Here is an 18917-nt window from a genome sequence, read left to right on the forward strand (position 1 = left end):
GCCCGAATGGGTGCGCGCCCGATAATGGCCTGATCAGTCGGCCGTTTCTTCGGCCGGCGCCTCGGCGGCGGCGGCCTTGGCGGCCTTTTCCTCGGCGCGTTCCTGCGCCTTCTTGCCGGGCTGGGCCTTTTTCATGTTGGCGCGCTCTTTCTTTTCGACGACGCCGGCGGCCTCGAGGAAGCGGCTGATCCGGTCGGTGGGCTGGGCGCCCTGGTCGAGCCAGTACTGAACGCGCTCCATGTTCATCTTCACGCGCTCTTCGCTGTCCTTGGGCAGGAGCGGGTTATAGGTGCCGAGCTTTTCGATGAAGCGGCCATCGCGGGGCATGCGGCTGTCGGTGGCCACGATGCGGTAGAAGGGACGCTTTTTCGAGCCGCCGCGGGCCAGTCGGATTTTCATTGCCATGGTGTAACTCCTTGATATGGCTTGTGAAGGCGGGATAAATTCCGCCCTACGATTGGTGTTGTTCGTGGTGACGGATGACCTCGTCGATGACGAAGCGCAGGAATTTCCTAGCGAAAACCGGGTCGAGATCGGCCCGTTCGGCCAGGTCTTCGAGACGTGCGACCTGGGCGGCTTCGCGCGCGGGGTCGGACGGGGGAAGGTCGTGTTCGGCCTTGAGCTTGCCGACGGCCTGGGTGTGCTTGAACCGTTCGCCGAGCGTGTAGATCAGGATCGCGTCGAGGCGGTCGATCGACTCGCGGTGGCCCTTGAGGATTTCGGCGGCGCGGGTGGTGGCATCGGTCATGGGCGGGCCTCTGACAGGGCGGTGGGGCGGGGGGCACAGGGCGTACACACCCCGTACACGGGCCGTACATACACAGGCGGCTGGCGGCGGGTCATTGGCCGCCCTCCTCGGCCGGGGCGGGGTGACGCCAGACCTGCAGCGGCTCGTCGCGGTCGGGGCGGGTGGCGTCCAGGTCACGGGTGCAGCCAAGCCGGCGGGCCAGCGCCAGCGAGCGGTCGTTGCGCTCGTCGATATAACTGACCGCCGTTTGCCAGCCGAGATCGTCATAGGCATGGGCGCGCACGCGCATCACCGCCTCGAAGGCACAGCCCTTGCCCTCGGCCTCGGGGGCCCAGATCGTCCAGCCCAGTTCGTGCTCGGGCCAGTCCCCGGGATACCACGGCCCGACGGACCCGATGGGTGTGCCGGTGCGAGCGTCTTCGGCGACGAACAGGCCAAAGCCGCGCAGATGCCAGTGGCCCGCAAAGATCGCGAGAATGCGCCACGCATCGCCGAGCGTCTTGTCCGCGCCACCGCCGACAAAGCGCGCCCGGTCGGAGGTGATGAACGGGACCAGGGCGTCGAAATCCGACGCCTTGGGCGCGCGCAGAACCAGCCGCTCGGTCCGCAGGACCGGTGTATCGGTCAGATGCGCGATCATTTCTTCTTGCCGAACCCGCCGAGGCCCGGGGGCAGGGCGCCGCCACCAAGGCCGGGCAGGCCGCCCATGCCCATCTGGCGCGCGGCCTTTTCCATTTCGGCGGGGTCCATCTTGGACGGGTCCATGCCCTTGAGCGCCTCGGGCGCGCCCTTGCCCATCAGCGCGCCAAGGCCGCCCTTCATCATGCCCTTCTTGCCCATCTTGCCGAGCTTTTTCATCGCGTCAGACATCTGGCGCTGCATCTTGAGCAGTTTGTTGAGGTCGGACACATCCTGCCCCGCGCCGGCGGCGATGCGTTTCTTGCGGCTGGCCTGCAACAGGGCGGGGTTGGCGCGTTCCTTTTTCGTCATGGACTGGATCAGCGCGATCTGGCGCTTGATCACCTTGTCGTCCATGCCGGCGTCATCAAGCTGCTTTTGCATCTTGGCCATGCCGGGCATCATCGACATCATGCCCTGCATGCCGCCCATCTTGAGCATCTGTTCCAGCTGGCCCTTGAGGTCGTTCATGTTGAACTGACCCTTCTGGAAGCGCTTCATCATGCGCTCGGCCTGTTCGGCCTCGAGCACTTCCTGCGCCTTTTCGACAAGCGATACGATATCGCCCATGCCGAGGATGCGGCCGGCGATGCGCTCGGGCTCGAAGGTCTCGATCGCGTCCATCTTTTCGCCCAGGCCCACGAAGCGGATGGGCTTGCCGGTGATGGCGCGCATTGACAGGGCGGCCCCGCCGCGCCCGTCGCCGTCCATCCGGGTCAGGACGACGCCCGAGACGCCGATCTTGTCGTCAAACTCCTCGGCCACGTTCACGGCGTCCTGACCGGTCAGGCCGTCGACCACCAACAGCGTCTCGCGCGGGTTGGCCACGTCGCGCACGGCGGCGGCCTGGGCGATCAGTTCCTCGTCGATATGCAACCGGCCCGCGGTATCGAGCATGTAGACGTCATAGCCGCCAAGGCTGGCCTGCGTCTTGGCGCGCCTGGCGATGGCGACGGGGTCCTCGCCCCTGACGATGGGCAGGGTGTCGACGCCGATCTGGGTGCCGAGAATCGCCAACTGTTCCATGGCCGCGGGGCGGTTGGTGTCGAGCGAGGCCATCAGCACCTTCTTGCCCTCGCGCTCTTTCAAACGCTTGGCCAGCTTGGCGGTGGTCGTCGTCTTGCCCGAGCCCTGCAGGCCGACCATCAGGATCGGCGCGGGCGGGCTGTCGATCTTCAGCTTGCCGGGGTCTTCGTCGCCGGTCAGGACATGGACCAATTCGTCATGGACGATCTTGACGACCTGCTGGCCGGGCGTGACCGATTTTGTGACGGCCGCGCCGGTGGCCTTTTTCTCGACCGCCTTGATGAATTGCCGCGCGACGGGCAGCGAGACATCGGCCTCGAGCAGGGCGACGCGCACCTCGCGCATGGCGGTGCGCACGTCATCCTCGGACAGCGCGCCCTGTTTCGTCAGGCGATCAAAGACGCCACCAAGGCGTTCTGACAGGTTCTCGAACATGGGCCATTGCCCCCTTTTCGTCTCGGGTGCCCCAAAGGTAAGGGGCGGTCCGGGTTGCACCAAGGCCCTGTCAGCCGATCCGGCAGGCTCCGATGGGCGATGCCCGAACGGACCTTGACCCCCGTGGGCGAATCCTCGCTGACGGGGGGCGATCCTGCCGAATGGCACAGGACCGGAAAGCTGGCGCGTTCCGGGTTGTCGGCGGGTCGTTACGCGCACAGGCGCCGCGAGTCAAGCGTGGCGGGCGGTCAGCTGCATTGCGCGATCAGGCGCGTGACTTCGCCCGAGAGCATGTCGCGCCCGCTGCGGTGGGAATGGAGCGTAAAGGCGCGGCGCAGGTTCATCAGGTCGAAATCGGCCTGCGTGCTGGGCGGATCGTTCGTGGCGCGCGCGCCCGGTTCGCCGAACAGGGTCAGTTGCATGGGGCCGTCGAATTCGACCCCGGCAAAGCTGAACCCCTCGGCGCGGGCCACGTAAAGGCCCACGAGATCTGCGGCCTGTGCGCGCGACGTGGTGATGAGGGTCCAGACATCGCCGTGGCTGAGCCCGTCGAGCACCATCTCGCCCTCGACCATATGGGCGGTGGCGCCCCCCTCCTGCCGGAAGGAGCGCCCTTCGGCGGTATAGGTGGCATGGCCCTGCACCTCGGCCCCGGGGGGGAAGGGGCCGACCCCTTGCGTGATGGTCACGGTGAAATCCAGCGTGCAGGTTTGCGCCGCTGCGGCCAGCGGCAGGGTGACAAGGGCAAGGGCCAGTTTCCACATGCCCCGGAGCCTAGCACGCGGCGCGCCCCGCGAGAACGGGGCGCGTGCGGCAGGGTGCGGGATCAGGCCGCGCGCAGGGTGTCGACCTGTGCGCTGGCCTTTTTCAGGCTGCTGTCGGCATCCAGCATCAGCCGGTCGGCGGCGACCACCTCGACCTCGGTGATGCCGATGAAGCCCAGCACATGCCGCAGGTAGCCGGTGGCGAAGTCGATTTCGGACCCGGCCTCGGTTCCGCCCGAAGCGACGGCGACGATGGCGCGTTTGCCGGTCAGCAGCCCCTCGGGGCCGGCTTCCGTGTAGCGAAAGGTGACGCCGGCACGCGCGACCTGATCCACCCAGGCCTTGAGCGCGGCCGGCACGCCGAAATTGTAGATCGGTAACCCGATCACGATCAGGTCGGCGGCGGTCAGTTCGGCCACCAGCGTGTCGGACAGCGCCAGGGTCTGGCGCTGCGCCGGGGTGCGGGCCTCGGCCTGGGTGAAATTGGCCTCGACCCAGTCCGCGTCGATCAGGGGCAGGCCATGGGCCAAGTCGCGCACGGTCACCTGCGCCTCGGGGGCGAGGCGGGCGAGGATGCGGTCGGTCAGGTCGCGCGACACGGAGCCTTCGCGGCGGGCGGAGGCATCTATGCGGAGAACGGTCTGGGGCATGTGAAGATCCTTGTGACAGGGTGGGATGAGCACTGCCGTCAAACTTGGCCTGTTCGCGGGGGCGTGCAATTTGCGAAAAGGCGCGGCCAACCCTGCAAAAACGCACGAATGGCCCGGGGCGCGTGTCCTGCGCTTCTCTATTGCATCGCCGAACAGGACAGGCGACATTCCGGCCGAGTTGTGAGCAGTTGCACGGTGACCGCATGGACAATTGGGACGAGATCCGCACCGCGTTTCAGGTGGCGCGCATGGGGACGGTCTCGGGTGCGGCCGAGGTTCTGGGCGTGCATCACGCGACGGTCATCCGCCATATCGACGCGTTGGAGGGGCGGCTGGGCGCAAAACTGTTCCAACGCCATGCGCGCGGCTACACCGCGACCGAGGCCGGTCAGGACCTGCTGTCGGTGGCGGGGCAGGCCGATGACCAGTTCACGCAACTGGCCGGGCGCATCAGGGGGCGCGGCGACGAGGTGACGGGCGATCTGCTGGTCACGTCGCTGGCCTCGCTCTCGCCGCTCCTGGTGCCGACGATCGCCCAGTTTCAGGATCGCCACCCCGATGTGCGCGTCAGGTTGATCTCGGACGCGCGGCTGTTCCGGCTGGAATATGGCGAGGCGCATGTGGCCATCCGCGCGGGCAAGCTGCCCGATCAGCCCGACAATGTGGTGCAGCCGTTTTTCACCCAGACGATCCGCCTGGTCGCCAGCCCCGACTATGTCGCCAGGCATGGCATGCTGACCGAAGACAGCCTGGATGCGCACCGCTTCATCGGGCCGAACGAGGATACGCCGCGCGCGCCCTTCTATCGCTGGCTGATGGAAACCGTGCCCGACCAGGCGGTGGTCTTCCGCGCCTCGCACATGGAAACGGTGAAAGAGGCTGTTCTGGCCGGGATCGGCATCGGCTTTGTCGCCGGCTGGGATCAGCGCAACACCGGCGATCTTGTCGACATGCTGCCCCCGATGGAGGATTGGTCGGCCAAGGTCTGGCTGGTCACCCATATGGACCTGCACCGCACGGCCAAGGTGCAGACCTTTCTCAAGCACCTCAAGGAACAGGTGAAGACCTGGCCCGTGGAGTGAGCAGCACCGCCTTCGCAGACCCATCGGCAGAGGGGCGGCGCGGGCATCTGGCGATGCTGGCCTTTTCGGCGCTCGTGGCGGGGTCGTTTTCGCTGGGTGGGCAGATCGCCAACGAGATCGCCCCGACCGCACTGAACGCCACCCGCTTCGTCATTGCCGCCGTCGCGATCTGGGCGGTGGTGCGGGTGCGGGGTGGGGTGCCGGGTTTTGCCTGGGCCGCGCCGTGGCGTTACCTGATCCTTGGCGGGTTCTTTGCCGTCTATTTCGTGACGATGTTCGAGGGGCTGAAAACCGCGCCGCCCGTGTCGGCGGCCGCCGTGTTCACCCTGACCCCGGTGATGAGCGCGGGCTTTGGCTGGCTGATGCTGCGCCAGGGGGTCAGCCCGCGCATCGTCGCGGCGCTGGGCATCGGGGCGCTGGGCGCGCTGTGGGTGATCTTTCGCGCCGACTGGGCGGCCTTGACCGCTTTCGAGGTCGGGCGCGGCGAGGCGATCTTTTTCTGGGGCTGCGTCGCGCATGCGGCCTATACACCCGCCGTGCGCTGGCTGAACCGGGGCGAGCCGGTGCTGGTCTTTACCCTGCTGACGCTGTCGGCCTGTGCCGGCATCCTGTTGATCTACGGCGCGGGGGATATCCTGGCGACCGACTGGATGGGCCTGCGCCCGCTGGTCTGGGTGACGTTGATCTATGTCGCGCTGATCGCCAGTTCGACCACCGTCTTCCTGGTGCAATACGCGTCGATGCGCCTGCCCTCGGCCAAGGTGATGGCCTATACCTACCTCACGCCCAGCTGGGTGCTGTTGTGGGAACTGGCGCTGGGTCAGCCGGTGCCGCCGGGTCTTGTGCTGGTCGGGGTGGGGTTGAGCTTTGGCGCGGTGGCGTTGCTGCTCAAGGAATAGCCGGGGGCTTGCGCCGGATCATGGCGCGCCTTGCGCGTGCTCCCTAGCATCCGCGGCACAGTAGGATGCACCATGCCCGCAGCCACGACAAAAACCGGGTTGATCGCGATCACGGAAAAGGAATGGGCCAAGCTGACCCGCCTGATCGAGGCGTTGCCCGAGACCGATGCTAGCCGGCCCGATGCCGAGGGCACCACGATCAAGGACGTGCTGGCCCATCGCGCCCATTGGATCGGCCTGTTCTTTCAGTGGTTGGAGGAGGGGGCCGGCGGCGGCCCGGTCGAGATGCCCGACCACGGGGTGAAATGGAACCAGCTGAAACCCTACAACGCGGCGCTGCGCGAAACATATGCCGGCCTGTCCTGGGACGAGGCGCGCGCATGGCTGAGCGCGCAGCACAGGCGCCTGCTCGACTGGATCACGGCGGCGTCCGACGACACGCTCTATGGTGGGCCGATGCCGGGCGGCACCGGATGGACCACGGGGCGCTATGCCGAGGCCTCGGGCCCCAGCCATTACCGCAGCGCGGCCAAGTTCATCCGGGCGTCCTTGCGCGTGGGCGACGGGCCTGGGGCCTAACCTTCGGGCCCCTCGTCGGGGGTGTCGCGCAACTGCTGCGCCAGAAAGGCCTCGAACGCATCGAGGTTGACCGGCTCGAACTGGCCAAAGCCCTGCATCCAGACCGACGCCTCTTTCAGGGCGTCCGGGTCCAGCTTGCACCATTTCACGCGCCCGCGCTTTTCCTGCGTGATCAGGCCGGCCCCGGCGAGGATGGTCAGGTGTTTCGAGATCGCGGCCAGCGACATCTCGAACGGCTCGGCCACGTCGGTGACGGCCATGTCATCCTCGAGCAGCATCGACAGGATCGCCCGCCGCGTCGGGTCGGCGAGGGCCGCAAAGACATGATCGAGCCGCCTGGACATTGCCGCAGTTAGCGAGGCCGGGCGGGTTTGGTCAACCGAACGGTTGAATATGGATTTGCGGCGGCGCAGGTGTGGCCGTTTGGCCGCGGATGAAAATAAGCATTCAAAAGCAATGGGTTGTCGTGAATTTGACTCACTCTAATGCGCGTTGACTCCGGACGGGTCCCTGCCTAGGTTCCGCTCGACTTCCCCAGGGGTGTCTTTTGCCATGTCCGAGCCGACCCAAAGCGACCGCCTGAAGGCGCTGGAGGAAAAGCTGGCGCAGGCAAAAGCCCGGCAAGCGCCGGAGAAACCCCACACGGAAGAGCATTATTCCCAGGCGCAACTGGCCTGGCGGATGGTGATCGAGCTGGTGGCCGGTTTGGGCCTCGGGTTCGGGATCGGCTACGGCCTCGATGCCCTGTTGGGCACACGGCCATGGCTGATGGTGGTTTTCACGATCCTGGGCTTCATCGCCGGGGTCAAGACGATGATCCGCTCGGCCGAAGAGGTACAGCGGAGCGAAATTGACAGGGCCGCGGCACGGGACGCGGCCGATGGGCAAGACAAGGGGTAGAGGGACGTGGCGAGCGAAAGCACCAATACGCAAGGCAAGGCCGGCTCGGGCCGTATCGTCTTTTTCGTGCTGATCGCGATCGCGGCAGTGCTCTTCATCCTCGGCCTGGTGGACGAATACACCATGGACGGCCCGAACATTCACCCGATGGACCAGTTCATTGTGAGCCCGCTGTTCGGCGACGGCCCGGTGCATTGGTACACGCCGACCAACGTGACCTTGTGGATGGCGCTGGCCATCGCCTCGGTCGCGGCGTTGATGGTGCTGGGCACGCGCGGGCGGGCCGTGATCCCCTCGCGCAGCCAGTCGATGGCGGAATTGGCCTATGGCTTCGTGCGCAAGATGGTCGAGGACGTGGCCGGCAAGGACGCGCTGCCGTTCTTCCCCTACATCTTCACGCTGTTCCTGTTTATCCTGTTCGCCAATTTCCTCGGGCTGATCCCGATGAGCTTTACCACCACCTCGCACATCGCGGTGACCGCGATCCTGGCGGCGGCGGTATTCATCACGGTGACCGCGGTCGGCTTCATCAAAAACGGTGCCGGGTTCCTGAGCCTCTTCTGGGTGGCATCGGCCCCGCTGGCGTTGCGCCCCGTCCTGGCCATCATCGAGGTGATCTCGTATTTCGTGCGCCCGGTCAGCCACTCCATTCGTCTGGCCGGCAACTTGATGGCCGGTCACGCCGTGCTCAAGGTGTTCGCGGGCTTTGCCGGGGCCATGGGCTTGGCGGGCATCGCCCCCATCCTCGGCGTCGTGGCGATCTACGGGCTCGAGGTGCTGGTGTCGGCCATCCAGGCCTACGTGTTCACCATTCTTACCTGCGTCTATCTGAAAGACGCCCTGCATCCGCATCACTGAGGGATCGGGCTGCATTTGGCCCGCCCCCCTCACCGATTTCTCGAACTTCCAACGTAAGGAGATAGGACAATGGAAGGCGATATCGCACAAATGGGTCAGTTCATCGGCGCTGGCCTCGCCGCAATCGGTTCCGGCGCCGCCGCCATCGGTGTGGGCCACGTGGCCGGCAACTTCCTCGCCGGTGCCCTGCGCAACCCGTCGGCCGCCGCCGGGCAGACCGCGACCCTCTTCATCGGCATCGCATTCGCCGAGGCGCTGGGCATCTTTGCCTTCCTCGTCGCCCTGCTGCTGATGTTCGCCGTCTAAGGCACCTTCCGAACCTTCCTTACGGCCGGGGCGTGGCCGAGATATCGCCTCGCCCCGCAGTAACCCCGGTTCCAGGAGGACATCATGGCCGAAGACGCCACACATAGCGCAGCAGACGCCGCGCACGGGGCCGCGGACGCCGCGCATAGCGCGGGGCCGGGAATGCCGCAGCTCGATTTTTCGACCTTCCCGAACCAGATCTTCTGGCTGGTCGTCACGCTCTTGGCGATCTGGCTGATCCTCGACAAGGTCGCGCTGCCGCGGATCGCGGCGGTTCTGGCCGAACGTCAGGGGACGCTGACCAACGACCTTGCGGCAGCCGAAGACCTCAAGCGTCAGGCGGCCGAGGCCGAAAAGGCGTATGACAAGGCCTTGGCCGATGCCCGCGCCGAGGCGCACCGCATCGCCGACGAAACCCGCGCCGAGATTCAGGCCGGGCTGGCCGAAGCCACCGCACGCGCCGATGAACAGATCGCCGCGAAAGCCGCCGAAAGCGAAGCCCGGATCGCCGAGATCCAGGCCAGCGCGGCGCAATCGGTTGAAGAGGTCGCCCGGGACGTCACCGCCGAGATCGTGGCGGCCGTCGCGCCCGGTAAAACGGTCGACGCCAATGCCATCAACGCCGCGATCACGGCCCGGATGAGGGGACAAGCCTGATGCGTACTGCTCTGACCCTGACCCTTGCCATGGTCCTGGCTGGTCCGGCGCTTGCTGCCGGCGAGTCGGGCTATGACTTCACGTCGCTGTTCAACACCGATTTCGTGGTGTTGATCGGTTTCCTTCTGTTCCTTTCGATCCTGTTCTATTTCAACGTGCCGTCGATGCTGGGGGGCATGCTGGACCAGCGCGCCGAAGGCATCAAATCGGAACTGGACGAGGCCCGCGCCCTGCGGGAAGAGGCCCAGACCCTGCTGGCCAGCTACGAGCGCAAGCAGCGCGAAGTGGCCGAGCAGTCCGAGCGGATCGTGGCGCAGGCCCGCGCCGATGCGCAGACGGCGGCCGATCAGGCCAAGCTGGACCTCGAAGCATCGATCCAGCGGCGTCTGCAAGCTGCCGAGGAGCAGATCGGCAGCGCCGAGGCCAAGGCCGTCCGCGCGGTACGCGATCGGGCCGTCGAAGTGGCGATCAGTGCCGCCGGCGAACTGATCCAGGGCCAGTTGGCCGCCGCCGATGCCAACGCGTTGATCGACCAGTCGATCACCGAGGTAAAGGCGCGCCTGAACTGAGCGTGGTCCGACCCGACCGCCTTTGAGATGTGGAGACCGCCCCGGCCATTCTGGTCCGGGGCGGTTTTCGTTTCAGGTGAGTGATAGCCCGCGCCTCTACTGGCTGAAACTGCCAAGCGCGTCGAAATCGACCTGTTCGAGATGCGCGATCATCGCCTCGGTCGGGCTGCCGCTGGCCTGAATCAGGACGCGCCCGCCGATCAGCGCCGACAACTCGCCATCGGCCTGGAGGAAGTTTTCGCCATTGATGCGTTCGATACGCCCCATGGCGGCCATCAGCGAGGCATTGCCCAGCATCCCGGCCATTGCGCCGACCATCGGATTGTCGGCGACATAGGTGACGGTGAAACTGCCGGCGGCGCCGGAATAGCTGGCCTCGGCCGCGGATCCGCCGCCCATGAAGCCGAGCGCGGTGGCGGACTCGTCCGAGATGGTGCGGGTCCAGCCATCCAGAGCGGCGGGCAGGAACGTCTCGAGCCCCTCGGCCTGCAATTCGTTGAGCAATTGGGTGGCATAGGCGATTTCGCCGAGCGCATCCTGGATCTCGCCATTTTCATAGGCGGCGATCGCGGCAGAGAGCGCATCGGTGATGTCATCGGCCTGGGCCGAGACCGGGGCGCAGAGGGCGGTGGCGGTAAGAGCGAGGAACAAGCGGCGCATGGTAGGCTTTCCGAAATGAGGCAGGTGGGTCAGTGTACCGCGTCCGCTGGCGTCTCGATAGGGATGGAAAGCCCAACTTGCCGCCCCCCGCAGGCGAGGTCAGCCGAAGCGGTCCTGCCATGTGGGCATCACGTCACCGCCGCGGCCCGTCGCGGCATAGACGCCGCGCGCGATCGCCCGCGCCATGCACAATGCCGCCACATGCCCGAGGATCAGCGGATCGCCGAGGGGGTCGGCCAGCGAGCGTGCGCCGGTCGCGGCCACGAAGACCAGGTCGCCGTCCATGGGCGTGTGGCTTGGCCAGATGGCGCGGGCAAAACCGTCATGGGCGGCCACGGCCATGCGGGTGGCCTGTGCCTGGGTCAGGGCGGCATCGGTGGCGACGATGGCGATTGTGGTGTTGCGCGCCTCGCCACCTTTCACGGGCGGAATCTCGTTTGGGTCGAACGCCTCTGGTGGCGCCGGGCCCCGTCCGCCGAACTCGCCCCCCATCTCGAACGGGGCGGCCCCAGAAATGGGCGCTCTCGCCGACCGTCACGCGCCCCAGCGCATTGACCGCTGCCAGGGCGCCGACCGTGACCCCGTTCACCACGGCCGATGTGGACCCAAGCCCGCCCTTGAGATCGGCGATCAGAGCACCCGTGCCCGCGCCGACACTGCCGAGCGCGAATGCCTCTCCCGCGGCCCCCAACGCGGCTTGGCCGAGCGCCTTGTACGGGTTTTCCGGCCAGGCCTTGTCGCCGCCATTGATCAGGTCGAACAGGATCGCGCCGGGCACGATGGGCACGGTCTGGTCCCCCACGACAAAGCCGCGCCCCTGCGCGCGCAGGGCATCGGCCACCCCCGAGGCGGCGTCGAGGCCAAAGGCCGATCCGCCAGACAGGACCAACGCGTCCGCCTCCTGCACCGTCTTGTCGGGGGCCAGGAGGTCGGTTTCGCGCGTGCCCGGCGCGCCGCCCATGACATGCACGGCGGCGGTAAAGGGACGCTCGCCCACCAGAACCGTGACGCCTGTCTTGATGCGCTCATCCTGCGCGTTGCCCACGCGCAGCCCCGCGACATCGGTGATCAGGTTGCGCGGGCCGGGCCGGATCATGGCGTGATGCCTTTCCGGATCAGCTGGGGCACCTGCCCCCGGATCGGACCGAGGGCCGTCAGGCGGTCGGTCGCGCCCAGGGGGCAATCGGGCGTGGCATGGGCGGCGGGCAGGACGAGGATCAGGGTATCCTGCGGATGGGCGGTCAGGCGCGCGATGGTGGCCGCGTCGAAATAGGGGGCGAGGCGTTTTGCGGCATTCGCACGGGGGATCACCTCGACATGGTCGAGGTCGAGATCGGGCGCGACATCCCACAGATGTGCGAAGGCCAGGGGTTGGCTGGCGAAATCGCCCGCAAAGACAGTGATCTCGGCGGGCAGGCGGGCGAGGCGGGGCATCAGATGCAGCGCCCCCCGTCCACCTCCATCGCGACGCCGGTGATCATCGAGGCCGCGTCGGAACACAGGAACGCCGCCGCCTCGCCCATATCGTCCGGCGTCGAAAACCGCCCGATCGGGATGGTCGACAGGAATTTCGCCCGCATCTCGGGCGTGTCCTCGCCCATGAAACTGGACAGAAGCGGGGTTTCACCAGCCACGGGGGCCAGCGCGTTGACGCGGATGCCGGCGGGGGCAAGCTCCACGGCCATGGCCTTGGTCGCGGTGATCATCCAGCCCTTGGAGGCATTGTACCAGTTCAGCCGGGGGCGCGGCGAAAGGCCGGCGGTCGAGGCGATGTTGAGGATCGCGCCCGCGCCCTGCGCCTTCATCTGCGGCACGATTTCGCGCGCGGTCAGGTAGACGGACTTGGCGTTGACGGCGAGGACGCGGTCGAACTCTTCCTCACTGACGTCTTCCAGGGGCTTCGGCAGGTGGGTGATGCCCGCGTTGTTCACAAGGATGTCGATCCGGCCCCATGCGGTCAAGGCGGCCTGTGTCATCGCGGCGACCGAGGCGCCGTCGGCCACATCCACCGTTTGCGCGATGCCGCCCACCTCTTCGGCTATGGCGCGGGCGGCCTCGGCGTTGATGTCGGCGACCATCACCTGCGCGCCCTCGCGGGCGAAGATGCGCGCGATCCCGGCACCAAAGCCCGATCCGCCGCCGGTGACGATGGCGTTTTTGCCCTCAAGCCGCATCGGCCTCTCCTTTCGTGCCGAGCAGATCCTGCAAGGCCGCGCGAATGTCATCGGGAAAGGGCGCGGCGCGGCGGGCGTCGAGGTCGAAAAAGACCGAGACATGGCTGGCCTCGAAGGCCAGCGCGGCGGTATCGACACGGTAGAGCCGGTGCGCGAAGCGGGCCGATTTCGTGCCCACATGTTCGACCCTGCTTTGCATCACCATCACGTCGCCCGAGAGCAGTTCGGCCCGGTAATCGGCTTCGAGATGGGCAGCAACGAGGCCGACGCGCTTTTCGGCCATGGCGATGCGCGACAGGCCAAAGCGCGTCATCAGCGAAAACATCGCATCAGAGACGGCATCGACGTAGCGCGCCACGTTCATGTGCCCGAGGATGTCGCAATCGGCGGGCTGGACCGGCCGGCGCAGCGTCTCGATGCCGAAATGGGGGAGTTGGGTCATTCGTTCGGGGCCTTTTCCTGTCGGGCGTGACGCATCGCGTCGATCTGGCGGGCGCGGCGCATGGGCCAGAAGGCAAGGATCGCCCCCAGCCCCGCGCCGATAGTGCTGGCATCGTGCATGAAGCCCGCGCGCAGGAACTCTGCCCGGTCGACACCCTCGGGCAGGGACACGGCCCCCTCCAGCCAGCCGGTCGCGGTCACGATGATCCCGCCGAGCATGCCGGCGATGGCGGCAAAGGTGGCCAGCACCACGACCAGCCCGATGGCGCCGATCCCGGCGGCGAAATAGCTGACATTGCGTGGCACGGCGACCAACCCGAACAGAAAGGCCGGCAGCGCCACAAGCGCCCCGACCCACCAACTGGCCTGAGCGCCCACCAGGGCGGCGGCCAGGCGCGGGGCCATCTGGGGATCGGTGCCGAACTGTGTGAACTTGAAATCGGTGAAATAGCTGGGGCCGACGGAATAGCTGATCTGGTTGTGCAGCGCCCCGAACAGCGCCGCGGCCAGCGCCGCAAGCGCAATCAGCAGCGCGAAGATGGGGAATTTGCCGAAGCGTGACATGGTGCCTCCAGAGGGTCGTTATGAGGCTAGCGGGCGCGCGGGAAGAGGGAAAGCCCCCGCGAGGCCGGTGTGCCCTGCCGGGCCAGCGCGGGCCTTGGCGATGGGTATTACCCGTGATGGGCGGCGACGGTTTTCAGGGCCGAAAAGCCATAGAGCGCCTCGAACCCCTTTTCGCGCCCGTGTCCCGAATGCCCGACCCCGCCAAAGGGCAGCTCGACCCCGCCCGCGGCGCCGTAGTTGTTCAAAAAGACCTGCCCCGCGCGCAGGCGTTTGGCCAGCCGCATCTGCCGCCCGCCATCCGATGACCAGACCGAGGCGACGAGGCCATAGGCCGTGCCATTGGCGATGCGTACGGCGTCCTCCTCATCCTCGAAGGGCAGCAGCACCTGCACGGGGCCGAAGATTTCCTCTTGCGCAAGGCGGTGGTCGGGGGCGAGGTCCGAGATCAGCGTGGGCGCGACGTAGTGGCCGCCCTTGGGGGCGTTATCCAGCACAGTGCCCTGCGCGGCAATCTGTGCGGGGTCGGCCAGCGACAGGTAGCTTTCCACAATCTCTTTCTGGCGGGCCGAGATCAGCGGGCCGACATTCAGATCGGCCATCGCCGGGCCGACCCGCAGGCCGCGATAGGCCTCGGCCATGCGCTCGGTCACCTCGTCCATGCGGTCGCGTTGCACGAGGATGCGGGAGGAGGCCGAACAGGTCTGGCCCGCGTTCTGGATGCCCGCATTGACGAGGAAGGGCAGCGCCTTGTCCAGATCGGCATCCTTGAACACGAGCTGAGGCGATTTCCCGCCCAGTTCGAGCGTGACGGGGATCAGGTTTTCGGCCGCCGCCGCCTGCACCTTGCGCCCCGTGGCGACGGAGCCGGTAAAGGACAGGTGACGCACGCCCGGATGGGCGGTCAGCGCCGCGCCGGCCTCGTCCCCCAGGCCCGCCACCACGTTCAGCGCACCGGGCGGGAACCCGGCCTGCCGCGCGAGATCGGCAAAGGCCAGCGCTGTCAGACACGCCTCCTCGGCCGGTTTCAGCACGCACGCATTGCCCATGGCCAGCGCCGCGCCGATCGAGCGCCCGATGATCTGCATCGGGTAGTTCCACGGCACGATATGGCCGGTCACGCCATGGGGTTCGCGCAAGGTATAGACGGTGAACCCGGTCTGAAACGGGATCGTTTCGCCCATAACCTTGTCGGCGGCACCGCCGTAGAATTCGCAATAGCGCGCAGCGCGGTGACGTCGTTCTTGGCCTGTTGCAGGGGTTTGCCGACATCGGTCGCCTCCATCTCGGCCAGTTGGTCGAAATGCTCGGTCACCAACTGGCCCAGATGCAGCAGCAGCCGACCGCGCTCGGCTGCGGTCAGGGTGCCCCATTCGCCCTGCAACGCCGCCTCGGCGGCCTGCACGGCGGAGTCGACGTCGCGGTGGTCGCCGCGCGCGATGCGCCCGATCTCTTCGCCGGTCGAGGGGTTTTCGAGGGGCAGGGTCTGGCCACCGGCACAGGGCCGCCAGCGGCCGCCGATGAAGATTTGGGTCGGGTCAAACCAGGGTGTCATGGGATCCTCCGATATGGTCGGGCAGGCGTGGGGCGGCCCGAAGAAGGGTCTGCGTGTAGGCGTGGCGCGGCCTGCTGAAGACGGCTTCGGTCGCCCCTTCTTCGACGATCTTGCCCGCCTGCATGACCATGACGCGGTCGGTGATGGCGCGCACCACGGTCAGGTCATGGCTGATGAAAAGGTAGGACAGGTGAAAGGCGTCCTGCAACTCGGCCAGCAGATCGAGGATACGCGCGCGGACCGAGACGTCGAGGGCCGATACCGCCTCGTCCAGCACCAGGAGTTTGGGGCGGGTGATCAGCGCGCGGGCGATGGCGATGCGCTGCCGCTGGCCGCCCGAAAACTCGTGCGGGTATTTGTGCATGTCGTCGGGCGACAGGTGGACGGCCGACAGTGCCTCGGCCACGCGGTCGCGGCGTTGCGTCCCGCGCGGCGGATCGGGCAGCAGGTGGAAGGGTTCCGCGATCAGCCGCTCGACCCGCCAGCGGGGATTGAAACTGCCATATGGGTCCTGAAACACGACTTGGATATCGGCGCGCGCAGCGCGCGGCATTTGCGGATTGACCGGCGTGCCGTTGAGGCGGATCGCACCGCCCTGGATCGGGTCGAGCCCCAGGATCGCGCGCGTGAGGGTGGATTTTCCGCAGCCGGATTCCCCGACAAGGCCAAGGCTTTCGCCCTGATGCAGCGCAAAGCTGACCCCATCGACGGCATGAAGGGGCGGGCCACTGCGAAACCCCTGACGCGGGCCGGGATAGCTGCGGGTGACGTTTTCGACGGCCAGCAAGGGGGCCGGGTCGGGATGCGCGGCGCGCTGGGGCTGATGCGAGGAGGCGGCGAAGAGCGCGCGAGTATAAGGGTGGTCCTGCCGTGTGAGGACGGTCTCGGTCGGCCCGGTTTCCACGATCTCGCCCTTTTGCATCACGGCGATGCGGTCGGCCATGTCGGCCACCACGGCGAGGTCATGGGTGATGAGCAGGAGCGACATCCCCTCGTCCGCCACGATATCGCGCAGCAGGTCGAGGATCTGTGCCTGCGTGGTCACGTCCAGCGCGGTGGTGGGTTCATCGGCGATCAGCAGACGCGGGTGCAGCGCGATGGCGGCGGCGATGCAGACGCGTTGTCTCTGGCCGCCCGACAGCTCGTGCGGATAGCGGTCCATCGGGATATGCTTGAGGCCGACGCGGTCCAGCCGGTCGCGGGCGATGGCGCGGGCCTCGGCCCGGCTTTCGGTGCCATGGATCAGCAGCGTCTCGGCCACCTGCGCGCCGATGGTCTGCACCGGGTTCAGCGCCGTCATCGGTTCCTGAAAGATCATGCCGATCTCGTTGCCGCGCAGGCGGCACAGCGCGGCCTCGGACAATGCCAGAAGGTCGGTGCCGTCGAGATTGGCGCGGCCGGTGGTTTCCGCGCCGGTGGGCAGCAGGCCCATCAAGGCCAACGCGGTCATGGATTTGCCCGAGCCAGACTCGCCCACCAGCCCGAAGATCTCGCCCGGCGCGATGTCCAGCGACAGGTCGTGCAGGATCGGCTGGCCGTGGATGGACAGCGACAGGCGGTCGAGCGCGATCATGACCGCCCCCGCCTGAGCCGCGGGTCGAGCACGTCGCGCAACCCGTCGCCCATCAGGTTCAGCCCCAGCACCATCAGCACGATGGCCAGACCGGGCAGGACGGCCAGCATCGGGTGGGTGTAGATCATCGTCTGCGCCTCGGCCAGCATGCGGCCCCAACTGGGCGTGGGCGGTTGCGCGCCAAGGCCCACGTAGCTGAGCGCGGCCTCGGCAAGGATGCCCAAGCTGAACTGGATCGTCGCCTGCACAATCAGCAGGTTGGCGATATTGGGCAGGATGTGTTCCGCGCTGATGCGGATGCGGCCCTTGCCGGCGGTGCGGGCGGCAAGGATGTAATCCAGCGTCCAGAGCGGCAGCGCGCCCCCGCGCGCCACGCGGGCGAAAACGGGGATGTTGAAGATGCCGATGGCGATGATCGCGTTGGTGGCCGAGGGGCCGTAGCGCGCCGTGATCAGGATGGCGATGACCAGCGACGGGAAGGCAAAGATCAGGTCGTTGCCACGCATGATGACCTCGTCCAGAAGGCTGCCGCGCCGGGCGGCGGCGGCCAGGCCCAGCGGCACGCCAAGGCCCATGCCGATGCCCACCGCAAGGATCGCCACCGCGATCGAGGTTTGCGCGCCCACCATTAAAAGCGACAGCACATCGCGGCCCAACTGGTCGGTGCCGAGCGGGTGCGCAAGGCTGGCGGGTTGCAGTCGGTCCGCGATGGAGACGCCATCGACCGGGTAGGGCACCCAGACGAGCGAGATCAGCGCGACGATCAGAAAGGCCCCGGACAGGACCCCTCCGAGGATAAGGGCAGGGGGCAGGCGTCTCATCTGCGGCGCAACCTCGGGTCGACCAGCGCATAGGTGATATCGACAAGGAAGGTCACGAGGATCACGGAGAAGACCAGCAGCATGGTCACGGATTCCACCACGATCAGGTCGCGCTGGGTGATGCCCTGAAAGATCAGCCGCCCGAGGCCGGGAAGGAAGAAAACGTTCTCGATGATGATGGCGCCGGCCAGCAGAAAGGAAAATTGCAGGCCGATGATCGTCAGCACCGGGATCAGCGCGTTGCGCAGGGCATGGCGGCGGATGGTCTGCCCGCGCGTCAGCCCCTTGGCCCGCGCCGTGCGCATGTAATCCTGCGAGAACGTCTCCAGCAATGCGGAGCGCATGACGCGCGCAAGGATCGAGGCCTGCGGCAGGGCCAGCGCGATGGCGGGCAGGGTCAGGGATTTCAGCGCCAGAAGGGGGTCCTCCCAGCCGGGAAACCCACCTGCCGAAAACCAGTGCAGCGTCACCGCGAACAGCAGCACAAGCAGCATCGCGAACCAGAAATTCGGCACGGCGATGCTCAGTTGTGTCGCGCCCATGATGCCGTAATCCACCACGCCGCCCCGGTTCGATGCCGCAAGGATGCCGATGGGAAAGGCGATCAGCGTGGACAGCGCCAGTGCCATCGCCGCCAGCGGCAGCGAGACCTGCAACCGGTCCAGCACCAACTCGGCCACCGGAACGCGGTAGGTGTAGGAGATGCCGAAATCCCCCGTCAGCATGCCCCCGACCCAGTCGAGATAGCGGCCGAGCGCGCTGCCCCCGAGGCCAAGCTCATCCCGCAGGGCGGCCAGTGTCTCATCGGTTGCGTTCAGACCCAGCATGTAGGTGGCGGGATCGCCGGGGATCACCTCGATCACCGCGAAGATCACCACGCTGGCCACGATCAGGGACAGCGTCAGAGACAGGGCGCGGGTCAGGAGGTAACGCAGCATGGCCCCGACGTTAGACGCCGCGCGTGCCCCGTGCCAGAGGGGA

23 protein-coding genes and 2 pseudogenes are annotated in these 18917 nt (G+C 67.1%); 8 read left to right on the forward strand and 17 right to left on the reverse strand.

Annotation, left to right across the window (positions count from 1 at the left end; all coding sequences use genetic code 11):
- Positions 1-33 precede the first annotated feature (33 nt).
- The 6 genes from rpsP to ROSELON_RS07850 all read right to left on the reverse strand — a co-directional run bounded on the left by rpsP (position 34) and on the right by ROSELON_RS07850 (position 4301).
- Positions 34-405 (reverse strand): 30S ribosomal protein S16, encoded by a 372-nt coding sequence (gene rpsP, locus ROSELON_RS07825; protein ID WP_025311860.1) that lies wholly within the window; start codon positions 403-405, stop codon positions 34-36.
- A 46-nt stretch (positions 406-451) separates the two neighbouring features.
- Positions 452-748: a chorismate mutase gene (locus ROSELON_RS07830; RefSeq protein ID WP_025311861.1), complete on the reverse strand. Its 297-nt coding sequence runs from the start codon at positions 746-748 to the stop codon at positions 452-454.
- A 91-nt stretch (positions 749-839) separates the two neighbouring features.
- Positions 840-1388 (reverse strand): GNAT family N-acetyltransferase, encoded by a 549-nt coding sequence (locus ROSELON_RS07835; protein WP_038650303.1) that lies wholly within the window; start codon positions 1386-1388, stop codon positions 840-842.
- Positions 1385-2887 (reverse strand): signal recognition particle protein, encoded by a 1503-nt coding sequence (gene ffh / locus ROSELON_RS07840; protein WP_025311863.1) that lies wholly within the window; start codon positions 2885-2887, stop codon positions 1385-1387. Before ffh ends, ROSELON_RS07835 begins: the two co-directional genes overlap by 4 nt.
- Positions 2888-3135: 248 nt before the next feature.
- Positions 3136-3651, reverse strand: a complete 516-nt coding sequence (locus ROSELON_RS07845) for a hypothetical protein (protein ID WP_025311864.1) — start codon at positions 3649-3651, stop codon at positions 3136-3138.
- 62 nt (positions 3652-3713) lie between these two features.
- Positions 3714-4301 carry an FMN-dependent NADH-azoreductase gene (locus ROSELON_RS07850; protein ID WP_025311865.1) on the reverse strand — a complete coding sequence of 196 codons (588 nt, stop codon included), beginning with the start codon at positions 4299-4301 and terminating at the stop codon, positions 3714-3716.
- Positions 4302-4504: 203 nt separating this feature from the next.
- Here ROSELON_RS07850 and ROSELON_RS07855 point away from each other — a divergent pair, with 203 nt between their 5' ends.
- From ROSELON_RS07855 to ROSELON_RS07865, 3 genes are all read left to right on the forward strand, one after another.
- Positions 4505-5383, forward strand: a complete 879-nt coding sequence (locus tag ROSELON_RS07855; protein ID WP_025311866.1) for a LysR family transcriptional regulator — start codon at positions 4505-4507, stop codon at positions 5381-5383.
- Entirely contained in the window at positions 5380-6282 is a 903-nt protein-coding gene (locus ROSELON_RS07860; RefSeq protein ID WP_025311867.1) for a DMT family transporter, read from the forward strand. The genes ROSELON_RS07855 and ROSELON_RS07860 overlap by 4 nt, the downstream gene beginning before the upstream one ends.
- 72 nt (positions 6283-6354) lie before the next feature.
- Complete coding sequence (locus ROSELON_RS07865; protein ID WP_025311868.1) at positions 6355-6861, forward strand: ClbS/DfsB family four-helix bundle protein; 507 nt, start codon at positions 6355-6357, stop codon at positions 6859-6861.
- Here ROSELON_RS07865 and ROSELON_RS07870 read toward each other — a convergent pair.
- A complete protein-coding gene (locus ROSELON_RS07870; protein ID WP_025311869.1) occupies positions 6858-7205 on the reverse strand; it encodes an ArsR/SmtB family transcription factor in 348 nt (115 codons plus the stop codon). The genes ROSELON_RS07865 and ROSELON_RS07870 overlap by 4 nt on opposite strands.
- 208 nt (positions 7206-7413) lie before the next feature.
- Here ROSELON_RS07870 and ROSELON_RS07875 point away from each other — a divergent pair, with 208 nt between their 5' ends.
- The 5 genes from ROSELON_RS07875 (at position 7414) to ROSELON_RS07895 (ending at position 10151) form a co-directional block, all read left to right on the forward strand.
- Positions 7414-7761, forward strand: a complete 348-nt coding sequence (locus ROSELON_RS07875; RefSeq protein ID WP_025311870.1) for an AtpZ/AtpI family protein — start codon at positions 7414-7416, stop codon at positions 7759-7761.
- 123 nt (positions 7762-7884) lie between these two features.
- Positions 7885-8619: a F0F1 ATP synthase subunit A gene (locus tag ROSELON_RS07880; protein WP_156946002.1), complete on the forward strand. Its 735-nt coding sequence runs from the start codon at positions 7885-7887 to the stop codon at positions 8617-8619.
- Between the two features lie 69 nt (positions 8620-8688).
- Positions 8689-8925 carry a F0F1 ATP synthase subunit C gene (locus ROSELON_RS07885; protein ID WP_011453893.1) on the forward strand — a complete coding sequence of 79 codons (237 nt, stop codon included), beginning with the start codon at positions 8689-8691 and terminating at the stop codon, positions 8923-8925.
- A gap of 84 nt (positions 8926-9009) precedes the next feature.
- Positions 9010-9582, forward strand: coding sequence for a F0F1 ATP synthase subunit B' (locus ROSELON_RS07890; RefSeq protein WP_038650314.1), 573 nt, complete (start codon positions 9010-9012; stop codon positions 9580-9582).
- Positions 9582-10151, forward strand: coding sequence for a F0F1 ATP synthase subunit B (locus ROSELON_RS07895; RefSeq protein WP_025311873.1), 570 nt, complete (start codon positions 9582-9584; stop codon positions 10149-10151). Before ROSELON_RS07890 ends, ROSELON_RS07895 begins: the two co-directional genes overlap by 1 nt.
- Before the next feature lie 96 nt (positions 10152-10247).
- On the opposite strand, the gene ROSELON_RS07900 is transcribed toward ROSELON_RS07895, so the two are convergent.
- The 10 genes and pseudogenes from ROSELON_RS07900 to ROSELON_RS07945 form a co-directional block, all read right to left on the reverse strand.
- The gene (locus ROSELON_RS07900) at positions 10248-10811 is read right to left on the reverse strand and encodes a hypothetical protein (protein WP_025311874.1); all 564 of its coding nucleotides are present in this window, start codon (positions 10809-10811) and stop codon (positions 10248-10250) included.
- A 99-nt stretch (positions 10812-10910) separates the two neighbouring features.
- Positions 10911-11907, reverse strand: a pseudogene (locus tag ROSELON_RS07905) (P1 family peptidase).
- Complete coding sequence (locus ROSELON_RS07910) at positions 11904-12245, reverse strand: hypothetical protein (protein ID WP_025311875.1); 342 nt, start codon at positions 12243-12245, stop codon at positions 11904-11906. The pseudogene ROSELON_RS07905 and the gene ROSELON_RS07910 overlap by 4 nt, the downstream one beginning before the upstream one ends.
- Entirely contained in the window at positions 12245-12985 is a 741-nt protein-coding gene (locus ROSELON_RS07915) for a glucose 1-dehydrogenase (RefSeq protein ID WP_025311876.1), read from the reverse strand. The genes ROSELON_RS07910 and ROSELON_RS07915 overlap by 1 nt, the downstream gene beginning before the upstream one ends.
- Positions 12975-13427 carry an acyl-CoA thioesterase gene (locus ROSELON_RS07920; RefSeq protein WP_025311877.1) on the reverse strand — a complete coding sequence of 151 codons (453 nt, stop codon included), beginning with the start codon at positions 13425-13427 and terminating at the stop codon, positions 12975-12977. The genes ROSELON_RS07915 and ROSELON_RS07920 overlap by 11 nt, the downstream gene beginning before the upstream one ends.
- Positions 13424-13990 carry a hypothetical protein gene (locus tag ROSELON_RS17430; RefSeq protein WP_025311878.1) on the reverse strand — a complete coding sequence of 189 codons (567 nt, stop codon included), beginning with the start codon at positions 13988-13990 and terminating at the stop codon, positions 13424-13426. The genes ROSELON_RS07920 and ROSELON_RS17430 overlap by 4 nt, the downstream gene beginning before the upstream one ends.
- 107 nt (positions 13991-14097) lie before the next feature.
- Positions 14098-15542, reverse strand: a pseudogene (locus ROSELON_RS07930) (aldehyde dehydrogenase family protein).
- Complete coding sequence (locus tag ROSELON_RS07935) at positions 15526-17115, reverse strand: ABC transporter ATP-binding protein (RefSeq protein ID WP_025311879.1); 1590 nt, start codon at positions 17113-17115, stop codon at positions 15526-15528. The pseudogene ROSELON_RS07930 and the gene ROSELON_RS07935 overlap by 17 nt, the downstream one beginning before the upstream one ends.
- Positions 17112-17936: an ABC transporter permease gene (locus ROSELON_RS07940; RefSeq protein WP_025311880.1), complete on the reverse strand. Its 825-nt coding sequence runs from the start codon at positions 17934-17936 to the stop codon at positions 17112-17114. Before ROSELON_RS07940 ends, ROSELON_RS07935 begins: the two co-directional genes overlap by 4 nt.
- Positions 17933-18874, reverse strand: coding sequence for an ABC transporter permease (locus ROSELON_RS07945; protein WP_025311881.1), 942 nt, complete (start codon positions 18872-18874; stop codon positions 17933-17935). Before ROSELON_RS07945 ends, ROSELON_RS07940 begins: the two co-directional genes overlap by 4 nt.
- Between the last annotated feature and the right edge of the window lie 43 nt (positions 18875-18917).

The sequence above is a fragment of the Roseibacterium elongatum DSM 19469 genome (genome assembly GCF_000590925.1).
In the GTDB taxonomy this organism is placed as follows: Bacteria; Pseudomonadota; Alphaproteobacteria; order Rhodobacterales; family Rhodobacteraceae; genus Roseibacterium; species Roseibacterium elongatum.

What these genes read in the sequence shown, in the direction of transcription:
- ROSELON_RS07940 (WP_025311880.1), bottom strand. Translation starts at nt 17,936, where the DNA reads ATGAGACGCCTGCCCCCTGCCCTTATCCTCGGAGGGGTCCTGTCCGGG.
- ffh (WP_025311863.1), bottom strand. Translation starts at nt 2,887, where the DNA reads ATGTTCGAGAACCTGTCAGAACGCCTTGGTGGCGTCTTTGATCGCCTG.
- ROSELON_RS07945 (WP_025311881.1), bottom strand. Translation starts at nt 18,874, where the DNA reads ATGCTGCGTTACCTCCTGACCCGCGCCCTGTCTCTGACGCTGTCCCTG.
- ROSELON_RS07935 (WP_025311879.1), bottom strand. Translation starts at nt 17,115, where the DNA reads ATGATCGCGCTCGACCGCCTGTCGCTGTCCATCCACGGCCAGCCGATC.
- ROSELON_RS07895 (WP_025311873.1), top strand. Translation starts at nt 9,582, where the DNA reads ATGCGTACTGCTCTGACCCTGACCCTTGCCATGGTCCTGGCTGGTCCG.
- ROSELON_RS07845 (WP_025311864.1), bottom strand. Translation starts at nt 3,651, where the DNA reads ATGTGGAAACTGGCCCTTGCCCTTGTCACCCTGCCGCTGGCCGCAGCG.
- ROSELON_RS07865 (WP_025311868.1), top strand. Translation starts at nt 6,355, where the DNA reads ATGCCCGCAGCCACGACAAAAACCGGGTTGATCGCGATCACGGAAAAG.
- ROSELON_RS07910 (WP_025311875.1), bottom strand. Translation starts at nt 12,245, where the DNA reads ATGCCCCGCCTCGCCCGCCTGCCCGCCGAGATCACTGTCTTTGCGGGC.
- ROSELON_RS07890 (WP_038650314.1), top strand. Translation starts at nt 9,010, where the DNA reads ATGGCCGAAGACGCCACACATAGCGCAGCAGACGCCGCGCACGGGGCC.
- ROSELON_RS07915 (WP_025311876.1), bottom strand. Translation starts at nt 12,985, where the DNA reads ATGCGGCTTGAGGGCAAAAACGCCATCGTCACCGGCGGCGGATCGGGC.
- ROSELON_RS07835 (WP_038650303.1), bottom strand. Translation starts at nt 1,388, where the DNA reads ATGATCGCGCATCTGACCGATACACCGGTCCTGCGGACCGAGCGGCTG.
- ROSELON_RS07830 (WP_025311861.1), bottom strand. Translation starts at nt 748, where the DNA reads ATGACCGATGCCACCACCCGCGCCGCCGAAATCCTCAAGGGCCACCGC.
- rpsP (WP_025311860.1), bottom strand. Translation starts at nt 405, where the DNA reads ATGGCAATGAAAATCCGACTGGCCCGCGGCGGCTCGAAAAAGCGTCCC.
- ROSELON_RS07875 (WP_025311870.1), top strand. Translation starts at nt 7,414, where the DNA reads ATGTCCGAGCCGACCCAAAGCGACCGCCTGAAGGCGCTGGAGGAAAAG.
- ROSELON_RS07900 (WP_025311874.1), bottom strand. Translation starts at nt 10,811, where the DNA reads ATGCGCCGCTTGTTCCTCGCTCTTACCGCCACCGCCCTCTGCGCCCCG.
- ROSELON_RS17430 (WP_025311878.1), bottom strand. Translation starts at nt 13,990, where the DNA reads ATGTCACGCTTCGGCAAATTCCCCATCTTCGCGCTGCTGATTGCGCTT.
- ROSELON_RS07920 (WP_025311877.1), bottom strand. Translation starts at nt 13,427, where the DNA reads ATGACCCAACTCCCCCATTTCGGCATCGAGACGCTGCGCCGGCCGGTC.
- ROSELON_RS07885 (WP_011453893.1), top strand. Translation starts at nt 8,689, where the DNA reads ATGGAAGGCGATATCGCACAAATGGGTCAGTTCATCGGCGCTGGCCTC.
- ROSELON_RS07880 (WP_156946002.1), top strand. Translation starts at nt 7,885, where the DNA reads ATGGACGGCCCGAACATTCACCCGATGGACCAGTTCATTGTGAGCCCG.
- ROSELON_RS07855 (WP_025311866.1), top strand. Translation starts at nt 4,505, where the DNA reads ATGGACAATTGGGACGAGATCCGCACCGCGTTTCAGGTGGCGCGCATG.
- ROSELON_RS07870 (WP_025311869.1), bottom strand. Translation starts at nt 7,205, where the DNA reads ATGTCCAGGCGGCTCGATCATGTCTTTGCGGCCCTCGCCGACCCGACG.
- ROSELON_RS07850 (WP_025311865.1), bottom strand. Translation starts at nt 4,301, where the DNA reads ATGCCCCAGACCGTTCTCCGCATAGATGCCTCCGCCCGCCGCGAAGGC.